The following is a 16,404-nucleotide window of genomic DNA, read 5'->3' on the forward strand; positions in this document are numbered from 1 at the left end:
TCGCGGGGGCTCAGTGGAGTTGGGCTTCGGGCAGGGACAGGATCACGTGGGCGGTGCGTCGTAGGAGGTGCTCGACGTCGGGGCCGGCCTCGACCCACGGGCCCTCTTGCAGGGACAGCTCTTCCCGTTGGCCGCTGAACAGGCCCAGTACCTCGGCGCGGGTGGCCGGTCCGACCCGGGTCGCGAGCAGCTCGTCCAAGAGCCAATCGACCACCGCCTCGTCGTCGGCGGCGCCGACGCGGTCCAGGCGCGCGGCCAGGTAGTAGCGCGGCGTCCACCCGATGCTCTCGGTGCGCGTCAGGTCGCGCAGGGCAGGGTTCTGGGGCAGGTTGTCGAAGCGCTCGCCGATGCGGTCCATGACGCGATCGCGCAGACGCGCGCCGCGGGGGCCGCGCGACGCGCCGTCCTCGTCGCCGCTCATGTCGCCGTCCATCGTCGAGGAGCCCATGGCGGCCTCGTACTCGTCCGCCGGCTCGTCCAGCAGCTCACCCACCGCGACGACTCCCAAGAGCACCCCGGCCAAGTTGCCGCGCTGCATGAAGCTCGAGGTGGTGATCCAACCCTCGTTGCCCTCCCACCCCTTCACGTTGGGCGGGTAGAAGATCCGTTGACCGAGCACGCGACAGCCGGCGGCCACGAGCCGCGAGGGCGGGTCGACGCCCACACGTTGGGTCGCGCCGACCAACAGGTCCACCGGACCGGCGATGCGGTTGCCCACGACCTCGTCGCGGTAGAAATCGGGATCGAGCAGCAGCGCGCGAACCACCGGTCGGAGCTCGAGGTCGTTCTCGCGCAGGATCTGCGCGTAGCGCTCGGCGCGCTCGGGGCTCGCTTCGGTCCCCTCCAGGAACTCGATCAGCCGCTCGCACACGTAGCTCGCCGTGCGTGGCTCCTCGTGCAGAATCTCGAGGATGTCGTCCCCGTCGAATTTGCCCTCGCGCCCGAGGAAGCGCTTCTTGCCGCGATCGTGGCGACTGTTGCGAAAACGGAACTCGCCGCGGCGGTCGGTCCAGCCGGTGAAGGCGCGCGCGGCGTCGATCACGTCGGCCTCGGTGTAGTGCCCCTCGCCGAGGGTGAACAGCTCGAGCAGCTCGCGGGCGAAGTTCTCGTTGGGGCTCTCGGCCTTGTTGTCGTCGTTGTCGAGGTACTCGAGCATCGCCGGATCGCGCGCGATGCCGCGCAGCAGCTCGCCGAAGGAGCCCAGGGCCTGCCCGCGCAGCAGGCGGTGCTGCAGGATCATCTCGTGGGAGTCCTTCACGTCCTCCTGTGAGCTGGTGAAGTAGCCCATCCAGAACAGGGTCAGGCGATCGCGCAGGGGGTCCTCGCCGCGCAACAGCCCGTCGAGCCACCACTCGGTGTAGGCGATCAACTGCGCCTGGTCCGTGCGGATGGCCTTGCGGCGCCACTCGCGGGCGACGTCGTCGCGCTCCTCGTCGGTCAGCTCGTCCAGATCGCGGCCGGCCAGGGCCTCGAGCTCGGCGCGGCGACGGACCGGGTCGACGTTGCGGTAGGAGACGCGCTCGGCGAAGAAGGGGTCCCGCGGCCGATCGGGACCGGCCAGGAGCAGGTCCACCGTGGCCACGAGGCCGCGCTCCACGGCCGCGTCGACCTCCTCGGAGCTGGCTCCGAAGCCGGCGCGGTTCAGGAGGTGCTCGGCCGCCCGCGCGTCGAAGACCAGCTCCGGCAGGATGTCCTGGGTCGCGGCCATCCCGGCCAGGCCCGTGCCGGGCAGCAGGATCGCCGCCGCGGCGGTCAGACATGCAGCTCGGCGGGCGAGGCGACGGCGGGCACGGGGGCGATCGAGCATGGCTGTCGTGTTCGAGGGCGATCTGGGGTCGGACTCCGAACTGAACCGATCGGGACGGCGTCGGTTCTGTGGCGATTCGCCGGCCGCGAGTGCTTGTGGCCGGCGGTCCTCGGCACCATCTTCGCCTCCGCGGTCATCGCCGCCACCCTCGCCCGCCGCTCCGGCCGCGGGCCCGCCTCGAACGCCGCCCACCGCCATCGCCCCGTGACAGCTGCTCCCCAAGACCTGCGCGCCTTCCTCGACACGCTCCGGGAGAATGGGGAGCTGGTCGAGATCCAGGCGCCCGTGAGCAGCGACCTGGAGGCGGCGGAGATCCACCGGCGCGTGATCGCGGCCGGGGGCCCCGCGCTCCTCTTTCGCTGCGTGGAGGGCAAGCCCTTCCCCCTGGTCACGAACCTGTTCGGTACCGCGGCGCGGGTCGAGCGCGCCTTTGGCCGGCGGCCCCAGGAGCTGATCGCGCGCCTGGCCAAGCTGCCCGAGGAGCTGATGCCGCCCACGCCCGCCCGGCTGTGGGCCCAGCGCGGTCTGGCCCTCGACCTGGCCAAGGTCGGGCTCTCGCGCCGGCGGCGCGGGCCGGTGACAGAGGTCGTCGAGTCTTCGCCTCAGCTCGAGCGACTGCCGGCCCTGCGGACCTGGGCCCGGGACGGCGGTCCCTTCGTGACCCTGCCCCTCGTCGCGACCCAGCACCCCGAGACCGGCGGCCCGAACCTCGGCATGTACCGGGTGCAGATCTTCGGCCCCGACACCACGGGCCTGCACATGCAGATCGGCAAGGGCGGCGGCTTCCACCTGGCCGAGGCCGAGCGACTGGGTCGCCCGCTGCCGGTGGTGATCAACGTCGGTGGGCCGCCGGCCGCGATCCTGGCGGCGATCGCGCCCCTGCCCGAGAACGTGCCCGAGCTGCTGCTCGGCAGCCTCGTGCTCGGCAGGCGGCTGAAGCTGGCGCGCAACCCCGTGGCCGACGTGCCGCTCTTGGCCGACGCCGAGTTCGCGATCCTGGGCGAGGTGCGACCGGGCGAGCGCCATCCGGAGGGTCCCTTCGGCGACCACTACGGCTACTACTCCGAGGTGCACGACTATCCCCTGGTGCGGGTCAAGGCCCTGGCGCGCCGGCGCGATCCGATCTGGCCCGCGACGGTGGTCGGCAAGCCGCGCCAGGAGGACTTCTACATCGGCGACTTCCTGCAGGAGCTGCTCTCGCCCCTGTTCCCTGTGGTCATGCCGGCGGTGCGCGACCTGTGGTCCTACGGCGAGACCGGCTACCACTCCCTGTCGGCGGCGGTGGTCGAGGAGCGCTATCGGCGCGAGTCCATGGCCAGCGCCTTCCGCATCCTCGGCGAGGGACAACTCTCGCTGACCAAGTTCCTGCTGGTCACCGATCGCCCGGTGGACCTGCGCGACTTCCGCGCGACCTTGACCTGCATCCTCGAGCGGGCCGACTTCCGCACCGACCTGTTCCTGTTCGCGAACCTGTCGATGGACTCGCTGGACTACGCGGGGCCACGGGTCAACGAGGGCGGCAAGGGCGTGCTCTTGGGGACCGGCGAGAAGATCCGCGACCTGCGGTCGGAGTTCACGGGAGCGCCCGCCCAGCCCGTGCGGCGGGTGGAGGTCTTCTGCCCGGGCGCCCTGTGCGTCGAGGTGCCGCCACACGTTGAGGCGCCCGAGATCTCCGAGCGCATCGCGCGCGATCCGGCGTTCGCCGATTGGCCGCTGTTGGTCCTGACCGACGACGCGCGCCGCGCGGCGCGCTCGGCGGTGAACTTCCTGTGGACCACCTTCACACGCTTCAACCCGAGTGCCGACATTCGCGCGGCCGGGGTCGAGTTGGTTCACAACCACCCGGCGATGACGCCGCCGATCGTGATCGACGCGCGCATGAAGGCCTGGTACCCCGAAGAGCTGTTCTGCGACCCGGACACGGCGGCCCTGGTCGACCGGCGCTGGAGCGAGTATTTCCCCGCGGGCGGGGTCGAGATGGGCGATTCGGACCGCGGGCACTTGGACTGAAGCAATCGTCACGGGAGAGGCTTCGCGGCCGTACGCACGTGGGCAACCGCAAAGACATCGACCATGACCACACTCGCCCGACGTCCCCTTCGCGGTGCCCTGAGCGCCGCCCTCGCCGCCACGGCCTTCGCAAGTGCTGTTCTCTCGAGCTCCGGCCTCGCAAGTGCGGGCTCCGATCGAGCCGAACTCGCTAGCGTCACCTGGGCGCTATCCGGCTCCGTTGCGACCGCGGCGGCGCGGCAGCAGGAGACGGGGACCCAAGAGCCCCAAGCGCAGAGCTTCGACCTGACCCACCGGGCCTGGACGGAGATCCTCGCCGAGCATCTGCGCGGGGACCGCTTCGACTACCGCGCCGTGACGAAGGACCCGAGCGCCTTGAACGCCTACCTGGCGAGCCTGGCTGCGGTGACGCCGAAGGAGCTGGCCCAGTGGAAGGAGTCCGACCGCTTCGCCTTCTTCATCAACGCCTACAACGCCTACACCGTCTCGTTGGTCGCGAGCAACCTGCCCCTCGAGAGCATCGAAGACCTCTCGACCGAAGAGCTGCCGGTCTGGAAGCGCGCCTTCATTCCCCTCGGGCGACACCTGGAGGGCGCCGGTGAGCTGCTCTCCCTCGACCAACTGGAACACCAGATCCTGCGCCCGCGCTTCGAGGACGCGCGGGTACACGTGGCCGTCAACTGCGCCTCGGTGAGCTGCCCGCCCCTGCGCGCGGAGGCCTTCCGCGGCAGCGAGCTGGACGAGCAGCTCGACGACCAGATGGCCAGGTTCCTCGCCGACGAGAGTCGCAATCGCTTCGACGCGATCACGCACACCGCGCGCCTGTCGAAGATCTTCGAGTGGTTCGCGGCGGACTTCGAACGCGAGGCCGGCTCGGTCAACGCCTGGCTGGCGCTGCACGGACCGCCCCAGCACCGCGCCTGGGTGGCGGCCGCCACGATCGTGTACCTGGACTACGACTGGTCGTTGAACGCAGTGCCGCGCGAGGACGGGACCCAGCGCTGACTCGGTAGAGGAACGCTGGCGGGACGTGCGGTGGCGCGGGGCGTACGGTGGCGGGATCATTGGGCGTACGGTGGCGGGATCATTTGTCCCACGGGCGGGGGGCCATCGCCGGCAAAGCCGGCGATGGCCCCCCCCCGTGGGACAAATGATCCCGCCACCGTACGCCCAATGATCCCGCCACCGGACGTCCCGCCGCCCTACGCCCATGCCACCCCGTAGCTCCAGATTCCCGCGAGAATCCTGAGTCGCTCTCGAGCTCCCCGGAGAGGTCCATTCGAGAGCAGCCATGGATACCACCGCACGCACGATCGACCCGTCCGAACTCCTGGAGCACGCAGACTGGATGCGAGCCCTGGCCAAGCGCCTGGTGCTCGACTCCGACTTCGCCGATGACGTGGTTCAGGAGGCCTGGGCTGCGGCCCTTGCGCGGCCGCCGCGCCAGGGGGTCCCGTTGGGAGCCTGGCTGGCGACGGTCGTGCGCAACAAGGCGTTGGTCGGACGGCGCACCGCTGGGCGCAGGTCCGCGCGCGAGCGCGACGCTGCGCGGGGCGAGGCGATCCCCTCGACCGCGGAGTTGAGCGAGCGCGCGGAGCTGCAGGGCTTGCTCGCGGAGCGCATCGGGCGACTGCCCGAGCCCTACCGCGAGGTCGTGCTGCTGCGCTACTTCGAGGACCTGAAGCCGGCCGCCATCGCGGAGCACCTGGGGGTGCCCGTGAACACCGTGAACACCCGCCACGCGCGGGCCATGGATCGGATGCGCCGCGACCTGGACGCGCTGCACGGGGGCGACCGTCGACGTTGGTGCCTGGGACTGATCCCGCTCGCCGCGATGGATCGCGGCGGGGCGACGCTGCTCTCGAGCTTGAAGACCACCGTCATGGGAGCCTTGATCGTGTCGCATCCGCTGAAAGCCGCCGTCGCCTCCGCCCTCCTCGTCGTCGTCGCTGGAGGCGGGTTGTACGCCTGGAATCCGACACCACCGGTCGAAGTCCCCGGCGCAGGCGAGGAGCTGGGTCCGGTGACATTGTCGACATCGTCGGGCGTCGCTCCGTCGGCGGCGGTGGCGGTCGCGAGCTCTGCGCCCACCGCTCGCGAAGAGGTCGCTGCACTCGATCGCGTCGTTCGCGGCCGGGTGACGGACCTGGACGGCGCCACGGTCGCCGGGGTCGCGATCCGCTCGTTCCACGAGGTCCAGGGCGGCACGGTCTCCGAGCTCTCGGCCACGAGCGGTGCGGACGGGACGTTCGAATGGCCCCTGGCAGCCGACGACGACTGGCCGACGCTGCGCGCCCAGGCCGACGGCTACATCGGGTTGCGGATGCGCGCGCCCACCGGGCCGGACGAACCGACGCAGCTGCGGGTGACGCCCCTGCACCGGGCGCCGATCGAGATCAGGGTGACGAACCTGTCCAGTGGCGAGACGGTGCCGCGCTTCACGCTGCGCTGCTCGACCAACTTCGGGGCCCTGCCGGACGCGGACCAGTACCTGGAGGGGTTACGAATGGAGACCCTCGACGGCCTCGCGGCCGGTGAGGTGGAGTTCGCCGCGGGTCTGCCGATGGTCGTGCGGGTGGAGCTGCTCGCCGGCGCCGTGCGAACCGTCGAGCTCGAGCAGGTTGTCACGCCGATGCAGGGGCAGCCGATCCAACTACAGTTCGAGGTCGACCTCGACGGCCCAGAACGCGCGCCGGGCGCGGTGCTGGCCACGGGCCGGGTGATCGACGCGCAGACTCTGCAGCCGGTGGCCGGGGCGCGAATCGAGCTGCTCGGCCTTGTCGACGAGTCCGAAGCGATCCAGACCGAGCGCCAGGTCCAGTCGATGCTCGACGGGCACTTTCGCATCGCCTTCGACGAGGGAGGCCCGCGCGGCGTGGTGATCGCGAACCACCCCCATTACGAGCCCGCGAGCCTGTCCTTCGATGGATCGGGACCGATCGAGGTGCCGATGGTCCGCCGCGCTTCCCTCCGCGTAAGACTGGTCGATGGCGCGGGCAACAACGTGGCGGGCGGGCACTTGCTGCTGCGCTCGAGTTCGAACGCCTACGTGGACTACGACGGTCCCTTGGACGAACGCGCGACGACAGGCCCCGACGGCGTCGCGGTGTTCGAGCATCTCCGCCCTGGCGGCTACATGATCCACGCTTTGAGAGACCGCAACGACGCCGACGAGAACGCCGTCGTCCGCCGCTCGTTGGAGATCGAGGCCGGGGTCCCGCTGGAGCTCGAGCTCGCCCTGGGGAACTCGGACCAAGTGACGGTCACCGGCACCGTCACAGGCGTGGTCGACCCGCCCGGGGCCGTGGTGCCCTACTTCCTCTCCCACGGAGCCGACGGTACTTGGGTGCGTGGGGCTCCGGAGGGGCTGCAGTACCGCGCCACCGACCTGCGGGCAGGCAGGTACGTGGTGCTGCTCGGGCCGGCCATCGACGACCACATGGACGAGGTACTGATGGCGATCCTGCCCGCCGTCGAGCTGAGCGGGGAGGCGTCCCAAGCGATGGACTTGCGCTACCCCGCCCTGCGCTTCTCGGGGAGGTTGAGCGGTGTCGACGATCCGCGCAGCTTGACCGTCATCGCGATGCCGGTGCTGCCCCCGGGGCTGGCCGCTGACCTGCTCGGCAGCGACGGCCGACGGATGCTCGAGGCCGCCGTGGACGACGCGGGGGCCTTCACCCTGCCGCCCCTCGGTGCGGGAGAGTTCGAGCTGCGCGTGGAGCGGCCTTGGGGCGAGCGGCTCGCTGCGCGGCCGCTGACGGTCTCCGCCGCGACGCCCGTCGAGCTGCCCGCCTGGGACTTGGGTGCTCGGTAGTCCCGCCGGTGAATGCCGTTCGAACCGGCATCACCGGGGCGTACGGTGGCGGGATCATTTGTCCCACGGGAGGGGGGCCATCGCCGGCAAAGCCGGCGATGGCCCCTCCCGTGGGACAAATGATCCCGCCACCGTACGCCCAATGATCCCGCCACCGTACGCCCCGCGCCAGCGTGCGTCCCTCAGACCGGATCGACGCCCAGACCGTGTCGGATGATCGCGCCGTCGACCATGTAGACCACGTCCTCGGCGATGTTGGTGGCGTGGTCGGCGATGCGCTCGAGGGCCTTGGAGACCGAGAAGAGCTGCATCCCGGGCTCGACCGACTCGGAGTTGCTCTCCATGGCGGCGATGACCTCGCGACCGATCTCCTTGTGGAGCTTGTCGATGGCGTCGTCGGCCTCGAGCACTTCCTGGGCCTTGACCACGTCGCCGCCCACGAAGGCGTCGAGGGACTTGCGCAGCATGTCCACCGCCTGCTCCATCATGGCCTTCATCTGGTGCGGCACCGGGAAGGGCGGTGCGGTGGTCAGGAAGGCGGCGCGCTTGGCGATCGAGACGGCCAGGTCGCCGATGCGCTCCAGGTCGTTGTCGATCTTGAGCACCGCCGCGATGAAGCGCAGGTCCGTGGCCACCGGCTGGTGCAGGGCCAGGAGCTTGAGGCAGTCCTCCTCCAGCTCGACCTCGCGCTCGTCGATCTCGCGGTCACCCGCCACCACGTCCAGGGCCAGGTCCTGCTTGCGCTCGAGCAGGGCCGTGATCGCCTTGCGGACGGAATCCTCGACCTGGGCCGCGAGGTAGAGCAGCCGCTTCTCGAGCTTCTCGAGGTCGGCGTGGAGGTGGTTGGACATGGTGGTTGTACGCCGCGGGAGGCCTTATCGGGGGCGACTATAGCCCATACCGGCCGGCGACCCGAGGGGCGACCGGATCAGGCCGGGCCGGCGTCCCGATCAGTTGCGGGCCGCCTGGTAGGCGCGCAGGTCGTCCAGCTCCGCCGAACGGTAGCCCTTCCCGTTGATGAAGAGCGTGGAGTTCTCGGCGGGTACATCACCTCCGTCAAAGGCCGCCAACTCCGGCGAACCCGCCCGGAAGACCCAGGTGAAGCCGTCCTCGCCCTCGCGCACGACGAAGCCCGTGGCCGTCTGCTCGTAGGCCCGCAGGGTCTCCAGGTGGGTGGAGCGGAAGGGTTTGCCGCCCAGGTACATGGTCGCCTGCTCGTTCGGCTCGCCGTCGCGGTCGAAGGCCGCCAGGTCCGCCGAGCCGGCGGGGAAGATCCAAGTGAAGTCGCCGGCGATGCGGGCGACGTAGCCCTCGCGGGTGGCGGCGTAGGCCCGGATCGTCGACTTCTCGGTCGAGCGCACGCCCACTCCGCCCACGAACACGGTCACGTTCTCGCCAGGCTCGTCGCCCGCGTCGAAGGCATGCAGCTCGTCGCTGCCCGCGAAGAAGACCCAGGGGAAGCCGCTCTCTCCCTCGCGGATGGCGAAGCCCGGCTTGATCGGGATGCCGGCGACGACCTCGGCCGCCGGAGCCGAGGAGCCGTGCTCGCTGTGAGCGGTGTGAGCGCCGTCGGCCGGAGTCGAGGAGCAGGCCGCCGCGCCGGCCAGGACCAGGGCGGCGAGCGAGAGACGAAGGGCTGCGGAGTTGTTCTGCACGGGATTCTGGGTGCTGAGAATTCGCGATGTAAGGCTTGCCCGACCGAGCCGGTCGGGATGGTTCAGGTCTGCCGGCGAGATGGTCGGTTCTACGTTTGCTGAAGCGGGCGCTGTCAGGCCCGATCCCAAGTCCGTCGAAGCGGCCGGTGACGCGCTCGATTCGGCGTCAGCCGAAGCGGCCAGTAACATAGTCCTCGGTCTCCTTCAGCCGCGGCTGCAAGAAGATCTGTTCGGTGGGGCCGTACTCGACCAGTCGGCCGAGGTACATGAATGCGGTGAAGTCGCTGGTGCGCGACGCCTGCTGCATGTTGTGAGTCACGATCAGGATCGAGTAGGAGCCCTTGAGCTCGTCGATCAGCTCTTCGATGCGCCCGGTGGCGATCGGGTCGAGGGCGGAGCAGGGCTCGTCGAGCAACAGCACTTCCGGCTCGGCCGCGATGGCCCGCGCGATGCATAGGCGCTGTTGCTGACCGCCGGACATGGCCAGGGCGCTCTGGTCCAGCCGATCCTTGGCCTCTTCCCACAGCCCGGCGCCGCGCAGGGAGCGCTCGCACACCTCTTCTAGCACTCCGCGATTGCGTTCGCCGTCGATCCGCAGGGGGTAGACGACGTTCTCGAAAATGCTCATCGGGAAGGGGTTGGGCTTCTGGAAGACCATCCCGATGCGCTTGCGGAGCTCGATCACGTCGACCTCGGCGCCGTAGATCGGATCACCGTTGAGGGTCATCTCGCCGTCGACCCGAACCGAGTCGATCAGGTCGTTCATGCGGTTGACGCAACGCAGGAGCGTCGACTTGCCGCAGCCCGAGGGACCGATCAGCGAAGTCACCTTGCCGCGCGGGATCTTCATCGACACGTCCCACAGGGCCTGGGCGGTCCCGTACCACAACTTGAACTTGTCGATGCCGAGGACGATCTCCTCGCGCTGGATCGCCGGGTGCGTCTCGGTTGCGAAGGCGTCCCCGCGCTTGATCGCCTCGAAGACACCCTCTCGCTGAACTCTCGAAGACATGACTCCGGCTCCACCCGCGGTGTACGCGGAGTGTTTGACGTCGGTTCGGATCTGACTCATGGACGCGGCCCTTCCCTATCAGATGTGGCCGGAAACGAACTTGCGGCGCAGGTGGGACCGAATCCAGATCGCCACGACATTGAGCATGACGACGATGCCGATCAGCAGCAGGGTAGTCGTGAAGACCATCGGCTTGGCCGCCTCGCTGTTCTGGCTCTGGAAGCCCAGATCGAAGATGTGGAACCCCAGGTGCATGAAACTGCGCTCGGGGTGGACGTAGGGGAAGACGCCGTCGAGGGGCAGCTCGGGGGCCAACTTGACCGCCCCGACCAGCATCAGGGGCGCGACCTCACCGGCGCCGCGGGCGATGGCCAGGATCATGCCGGTCATGATGCCCGGCAGGGCCCGCGGCAGGACGATGCGAGAGATGGTCTGCCACTTGGTGGCACCACAGGCGTAGGAGCCCTCGCGCATGGAGCCCGGGACCGCCGCGACCGCTTCCTCGGTGGCGACGATCACCACCGGCAGGGTCAACAGAGCCAGGGTCAGCGAGGCCCACAGGATGCCGCCGGTGCCGTAGGTCGGGTTGGGCAGGCGCTCGGCGAAGAAGAGCTGGTCGATCGAGGCGCCGAAGATGTAGCAGAAGAAGCCCAGGCCGAAGACTCCGAAGACGATGCTGGGCACACCGGCCAGGTTGTTGACGGCGATACGGACGGTGCTGACCAGGGGACCGGGCTTGGCGTATTCGCGCAGGTACAGGGCGGCGAGCACGCCGAAGGGCACCACGGCGATGGACATGATCAGGGTCATGATCACCGTGCCGAAGATCGCCGGGAACACGCCGCCCTCGCTGTTGGCCTCGCGCGGGTCACCGCGCAGGAACTCGTTCCAGCGCGAGAGGTAGATGCCGAGCTTGTCCGCGAAGCCGATGCGGTTGGCAGGAAAGGCCCGCACGATGTCCCACAGCACCAGGGTGCGCGGGGTTCCGTAGGCGGTGTCGAAGCGGACCTGGTAGCGGGTGCCGAGGTCCTCGATTCGCTGGCGCTCCTCGGTCAGCTCGGCGATCTCGCCTTCCATGACCAGCAGCTCGGACTCGTAGCGCTGCCAAGCGGCGGCGGTCTCGGGCGACTCGACACCGCGTTCGAGCTCCACGGACTTGGCCTCGAGGCGCGCGCGTTCGATGCGGCGGTTGACGGCGCCGATGCCCTCCTTCTCGACCTCGCGCTTCTCGGCGAAGAGGTCGCGCACCTCGTCGTGGTGCTGCTCGAAGAGCCCCCAGATCTCGGCCGGGTCGGTGGCCAGGACCTGGTCGCCCTCGAGGAAAGCCGCCGGAATGCCGTAGAAGCGCCCCTTCTCGATGCGCTCGACGACGACGGCCCACTCCGGGAACGTGACCGCGCTCTCGAAGTCGGCCAGGGCCGTGCGCTCGTCGCTCTCGGCGCCGGCGGGGAGGATCGAGAGCTGACTGATCCAGTCGAAGTGGGTGTCGGTGTCCTCGTAGTTGCCGGTGCGCAGTTGCCAGCGTGAGACCTCGCCACCCCGCGTGTTGGCCTCGGCGTGGGCCACATCCGCGAGCGCCCCGGGCAGATTCGCGAACTCGTACTCCTGGGGCTCGTAGAGGTCGAATTCGGCGACCTGGCCCATGAACGTCTCGCCGCGGGCGGTGGTCAGCTCCACCACCGACCTGGGCCAGAAGGTGCTCAGCCCCTGGAACAGCACCAGCCCCAGGAGGCCGATGATCATGATCAGGCCGATGGCCAGGGCGCCGCCGCTGAGCCAGATCATCGGCTGGCCGTCGGCCACGACCGAGTGGGCGCGGCCACGCCGAGCGCCGGGGGCTTTGGAGCCGCGCTTGGCGGCGCCCGAGGACAGGCCAGGATCGACCGGGGTTCCGACGCTCACAGTTCGAAGGCCCTCTTGCGGTAACGGAGGCGCACGACCTCGGCGAAGGTGTTCAGCACGAAGGTCATCACGAAGAGCGTGAAGGCCGCCAGGAACAGCACCCGGTAGTGGGTCGTGTCACGGGCGGCTTCGGGCAGCTCGACGGCGATGTTGGCGGAGAGCGTCCGGAAGCCGTTGAAGATGTTCCAGTCCATGACCGCCGTGTTGCCCGCGGCCATGAGCACGATCATGGTCTCGCCCACCGCGCGTCCCAGACCGATCATGACCGCCGAGAAGAGGCCCGACATGGCCGTGGGGACGATCACGCGCACGGCAGTCTGCCACTGGGTCGCTCCCGCGCCCAGGGAGGCCAGGCGCAGGTGCGAGGGCACGCTCGAGAGGGCGTCCTCCGCCAGGGTGTAGATGATCGGGATGACCGCGAAGCCCATCACGAAGCCAACCACCAGGGCGTTGCGCTGGACATAGGTGTCCACGTAACCGCCGCGGGGGTCGAAACCGGCCCCACTCACCGCGAAGGACAGGCCGAAGGTCAGAAGCAGCGTCACCACCGCCGCGGCGAGGAACTTGCCCAGCTCCGCACGGGTGACGGCGCCGTGACCCCAGTCCCGACTGCGACCGCGCAACCAGGGGTTGACCCAGCGGCCCATGGAGAAGGCCACGATCAGAGCCGAGACGGGCAGGAACAGCAGCAGCCAGCCACCCATGCCGCTCTCGCCGACCTGGCCGTCGAGCCACAGCTGCATGTCGCCTGCGAAGAAGATCCCCTCGAGCGCCGGACCGATCACGCCGGCGGCCCACACGGCCACGGGGATCGCGACGAAGATGGCCGTGAAGCGCTGCCAACCGCTCCACAGGATCGCGCGGCGACGGGGCAGGAGCTGCCAGATGTTCGCGCCCAGAACGAGCGCGAAGGGTAGGGCGAAGAAGAAGCCCAGCACGCCGGGCAGCACCTCTTGCACGTAGGGCGCGATCACCAGAGCGGCCAGGAAGCCGAGCACGACGCTGGGCAGGCTGGCCATCAGCTCGATGATCGACTTGAGCGTGGCGCGCAGGCGCGGCTTGAGGAACTCGCTCGAATAGAGGGCGGCGAGCAGCGCCAGGGGCGCGCCGAAGATCATCGAGTAGATCGTCGCCTTGATCGTGCCGAAGATCAGCGGCATCAGGCCCAGCTTGGGCTCGAAGGCGTCGGTGCCACCGGTGGACTGCCAGGTGTGCTCGGGACCCGGGGCGCTTTCGTACCAGATCGGGGCGAAGAGCGTGGCCAGGCTGACTGCGGGGTGGCCGGGGTCGATGTCGACCCGGAAGGTCCGCGAGTCGGCGACGCCGAACAGCACGCTCTCCTTGGGGCTGATCGTGAGCACCGTGACGGGCCCGTTGGAGACCTTGACCGACCCGAGCAGGCGACCGCTTGTGACCTGGATCAGGCCCACCTGTCCGGTCTGGGTCCCCACAGCAGTCAGGCGCGACTTGGGTGAAGAGACGATCACGCTGGGCGCCGCGCCGCCCGGGCTGTCGAGCAGGTGGCCGCGCACGAAGGCCTGGCGGTCAGCGGCCATCAGGGCCTGGCGCGCGGCGCCGATGGGCGGGCTCAGCTCGCGCAGCAGGGCGAGCTCGTCCTCGGCCCAAGCCAACTCGTCCGCGTCCAGGTGCGCGCGGATCTCGGGCGGCAGCTCCTCCTCCTCGACGCCGCCGAAGGGCAGCTCGTGGGGCGGCACGCCGGCCCGCTCCAGGCGGTCGCGCAGCTCGTAGATCGCCGTTTGGTAGGCGCGCTGGGCCGCGGCCAGGTCACGCTTCTGGGCCTTGGCGTCGCCCCGCGCGGCGAACCAGGCGCCGACGCGGCCCAGGCTGTCGCCGACCATGAGCGTGTTCTTGCCGATCAGCGGTGCGCTGGCCGTGACCGTCGCGCCGGGCTTCTCCACCAGGTCCAGGCGCTCCTCGAGGGCCAGGCTGCCGTCGCGGTCCAGATAGTGCAGCGCCGTGCCGTCGGCCCACACCACGAGGACGTGGTCGCCGAGGTCGGTCAGGAACAGGTCGACCGCGCGACCCTGGCCCTCGGGGACGATGCCCGGCGCGGTGCGTGCAGCGGTGACGATGGAGGTCTCGCCGGTGAGGAAGCTGGTCTTCTCCTCGAGCCCGCCGACGATCAGGTCGCCCGCGGCGGTGAGCGCGGCGAACTTGAACTCGAGCCGCCACTGGCCATCGTCGTAGGCGAGGTGACCGGAGGCGTCGATCTGGACGATCGGCGAGCCGCCGCTGACCTCCACCGGCGGGTCGAGCACGCGGACGTCGAGGACCTGGTAGCGGATCTTGACCGGGTCGAGTCGGTTCGCGACGCCGTCGCGGTAGGCGCGCAGCGAGCCCACGGGAAGGTCGCGCAGGTCGTCGGGCATGGGCTCGACGCCCTCACCCAGCTCGTCGGCGTCGATGTCCTCGCGATCCGTCTCAGTGAAGATCGTGGTGCGGAAGCCGATCAGGGCGAAGCGCGCGCGTCCGTCCGGGTAACCGAGGGCGACCATCTCCGAGCCCGGAACGACCGCCACCGCCGTCGGCGCGGCCCCGTCCAACAAGAGCACATCGGCGGTGGCCAGCAGGCTCCCGTCGTCGGCGCGCTCGGAACGCAACTGTCCGTTCTCGCCCAGGCTCCAGCGGATCGCCTGGCTCTCGTCCAGGCCCATGGCGAGGGGGGCCTCGAAGGCCGCCGGGGCCGTCTCGCTCGCCGCCTCGATCTCGGCCGGCATCCACAGCGGGAAGACGACCCAGAGCAGGAAGAAGAAGATCAGCGAAACCGCCAGGATCGTTCCGATCCCCCCGATCGAGATCAGGAGCCGCGCGATGCGCTCGGCGACGATCACGCCACGGCGGGTCTGTCGGCGGGGGCCGCGACCGGTGAACGAGTCGGACGACATGGTCTGGGGGGTGACCTCGGTGGATGGCAGAGGGGGGAGTCTGCGGTCGGCCGCTGGAACGCCTCAGGCGCCGACGTCCAGGGAACGTCGGCGCCCGAAGAATAACCGCGCGAGCCAGTCCGGGTGGCTCGCCCTGCGCGGCAGTGCCGTCAGCGAGGCGCGCTGGCCTCGGTTACTGCGGGCAGCTCCACGTTGACCTTGGCCAGCTCGCGGCGGGCGATCGGCGCGGGGACCGGCAGGTAGCCGTCCTTGAGCACGATTTCCTGGCCCTGGCGGCTGAAGATGAACTTGGCGAACTCGCGCCGCAGGGGGTCGAGCTGCGTGCCGGGCTCGTAGTTGATGTAGGTGTAGAGGAAGCGGGCCAGGGGGTAGCTGTCCGTGTTCTCCGGCGTGGCCGCGACGAAGGACGAGGCGGCGTCCTTGGCCAGGGGCACGGTGCGCACGTCGGCGGTCTTGTAGCCGATGCCGCTGTAACCGATCGCGTAGGGGTCGCCGGCTACGGCCGAGACCACCGACGAGCTGCCCGGCTGCTCCTTGACGCTGTCCTTGAAGTCACCCTTGAAGAGGGCGTGCTGCTTGAAGTAGCCGTAGGTACCCGAGGCGGAGTTACGGCCGTAGAGCTCGATGCGCTTGTTGGACCACTCGCCGGTCAGGCCGAGCTGACCCCAAGTGGTGATGTCCTCGGCGTAGCCGCCGGTGCGGCGCTTGGAGAAGATCGCGTCGACCTGGGCCAGGGTCAGACCGCGGATCGGGTTGTCCTTGTGGACGTACACGGCGAGCATGTCGATCGAGGTCGCCAGCGCCGTGGCCTTGTACCCGAACTTCTTCTCGAACTCGTCCATCTCCGCATCCTTCATGGTGCGGCTCATGGGACCGAAGTTGGAGGTGCCCTCGGTCAGGGCCGGCGGGGCCGTGCCCGAGCCCTTGCCCTCGATCTCGACCTGGACGCTGGGGTAGTGGGCCAGGAAGCCCCCGGCCCAGAGCGCCATCAGGTTGTTCATGGTGTCCGAGCCGACGCTCTTGATCGCTCCGGAGACGCCCTCGACCGGACGGTAGTTCGGGAGGTTCTGGTCGACGCGCTGCTGGGCGTTCACGGTCGGCGCGGCGAGGGCGCCCGCGAGGAGCGCGAGGCCGAGGCTCTTGGTGAAAGTGCTCATCACTGGGGCTTTCCTTCCAGGGGTGGGTCCGGGCGGTTCGGCAGGGACCTCCTGCCTCGTGGCGAGGCCGGATCAGACTCGGGTGGGGTGAACTCGATATCAGCGCCACGCGAACGATTCGTTAAGAACCGTTTGGGCTTC

The 16,404-nt window shown here is 69.7% G+C and carries 10 protein-coding genes; 3 read left to right on the top strand and 7 right to left on the bottom strand.

What is annotated here, in order from left to right; genetic code table 11:
- Positions 1 to 10 precede the first annotated feature (10 nt).
- Positions 11 to 1,807 carry a DUF1800 domain-containing protein gene (locus tag Pla133_RS24420; RefSeq protein WP_419191928.1) on the bottom strand — a complete coding sequence of 599 codons (1,797 nt, stop codon included), beginning with the start codon at positions 1,805 to 1,807 and terminating at the stop codon, positions 11 to 13.
- Positions 1,808 to 2,011: 204 nt separating this feature from the next.
- Here Pla133_RS24420 and Pla133_RS24425 point away from each other — a divergent pair, with 204 nt between their 5' ends.
- The 3 genes from Pla133_RS24425 to Pla133_RS24435 all read left to right on the top strand — a co-directional run bounded on the left by Pla133_RS24425 (position 2,012) and on the right by Pla133_RS24435 (position 7,631).
- Entirely contained in the window at positions 2,012 to 3,817 is a 1,806-nt protein-coding gene (locus Pla133_RS24425; RefSeq protein WP_145070257.1) for a UbiD family decarboxylase, read from the top strand.
- Positions 3,818 to 3,880: 63 nt separating this feature from the next.
- A complete protein-coding gene (locus Pla133_RS24430) occupies positions 3,881 to 4,822 on the top strand; it encodes a DUF547 domain-containing protein (protein ID WP_145070259.1) in 942 nt (313 codons plus the stop codon).
- 286 nt (positions 4,823 to 5,108) lie between these two features.
- Positions 5,109 to 7,631 carry a sigma-70 family RNA polymerase sigma factor gene (locus tag Pla133_RS24435; RefSeq protein WP_145070262.1) on the top strand — a complete coding sequence of 841 codons (2,523 nt, stop codon included), beginning with the start codon at positions 5,109 to 5,111 and terminating at the stop codon, positions 7,629 to 7,631.
- Positions 7,632 to 7,813: 182 nt separating this feature from the next.
- Here the strand turns inward: Pla133_RS24435 and phoU are convergent, their stop codons facing one another.
- The 6 genes from phoU to Pla133_RS24465 all read right to left on the bottom strand — a co-directional run bounded on the left by phoU (position 7,814) and on the right by Pla133_RS24465 (position 16,263).
- On the bottom strand, positions 7,814 to 8,482 hold the full coding sequence (phoU, locus tag Pla133_RS24440; protein WP_145070263.1) for a phosphate signaling complex protein PhoU: 669 nt from the start codon (positions 8,480 to 8,482) through the stop codon (positions 7,814 to 7,816).
- Between the two features lie 99 nt (positions 8,483 to 8,581).
- Positions 8,582 to 9,286: a hypothetical protein gene (locus Pla133_RS24445; RefSeq protein ID WP_145070265.1), complete on the bottom strand. Its 705-nt coding sequence runs from the start codon at positions 9,284 to 9,286 to the stop codon at positions 8,582 to 8,584.
- Positions 9,287 to 9,452: 166 nt separating this feature from the next.
- A complete protein-coding gene (pstB, locus tag Pla133_RS24450; protein ID WP_419191929.1) occupies positions 9,453 to 10,358 on the bottom strand; it encodes a phosphate ABC transporter ATP-binding protein PstB in 906 nt (301 codons plus the stop codon).
- Positions 10,359 to 10,376: 18 nt separating this feature from the next.
- Complete coding sequence (pstA, locus tag Pla133_RS24455; protein ID WP_419191930.1) at positions 10,377 to 12,200, bottom strand: phosphate ABC transporter permease PstA; 1,824 nt, start codon at positions 12,198 to 12,200, stop codon at positions 10,377 to 10,379.
- Positions 12,197 to 15,106, bottom strand: a complete 2,910-nt coding sequence (locus Pla133_RS26765; RefSeq protein WP_419191931.1) for an ABC transporter permease subunit — start codon at positions 15,104 to 15,106, stop codon at positions 12,197 to 12,199. Before Pla133_RS26765 ends, pstA begins: the two co-directional genes overlap by 4 nt.
- A 149-nt stretch (positions 15,107 to 15,255) precedes the next feature.
- On the bottom strand, positions 15,256 to 16,263 hold the full coding sequence (locus Pla133_RS24465; protein WP_145070267.1) for a PstS family phosphate ABC transporter substrate-binding protein: 1,008 nt from the start codon (positions 16,261 to 16,263) through the stop codon (positions 15,256 to 15,258).
- Positions 16,264 to 16,404 lie beyond the last annotated feature (141 nt).

The organism is Engelhardtia mirabilis (genome assembly GCF_007748095.1).
In the GTDB taxonomy this organism is placed as follows: domain Bacteria; phylum Planctomycetota; class UBA1135; order UBA1135.

Excerpts from the sequence above, each read along its gene's own strand:
- Pla133_RS24420 (WP_419191928.1), bottom strand. The coding sequence starts at position 1,807 with ATGCTCGATCGCCCCCGTGCCCGCCGTCGCCTCGCCCGCCGAGCTGCA.
- Pla133_RS24430 (WP_145070259.1), top strand. The coding sequence starts at position 3,881 with ATGACCACACTCGCCCGACGTCCCCTTCGCGGTGCCCTGAGCGCCGCC.
- Pla133_RS24435 (WP_145070262.1), top strand. The coding sequence starts at position 5,109 with ATGGATACCACCGCACGCACGATCGACCCGTCCGAACTCCTGGAGCAC.
- phoU (WP_145070263.1), bottom strand. The coding sequence starts at position 8,482 with ATGTCCAACCACCTCCACGCCGACCTCGAGAAGCTCGAGAAGCGGCTG.
- pstB (WP_419191929.1), bottom strand. The coding sequence starts at position 10,358 with ATGAGTCAGATCCGAACCGACGTCAAACACTCCGCGTACACCGCGGGT.
- Pla133_RS26765 (WP_419191931.1), bottom strand. The coding sequence starts at position 15,106 with ATGTCGTCCGACTCGTTCACCGGTCGCGGCCCCCGCCGACAGACCCGC.
- Pla133_RS24465 (WP_145070267.1), bottom strand. The coding sequence starts at position 16,263 with ATGAGCACTTTCACCAAGAGCCTCGGCCTCGCGCTCCTCGCGGGCGCC.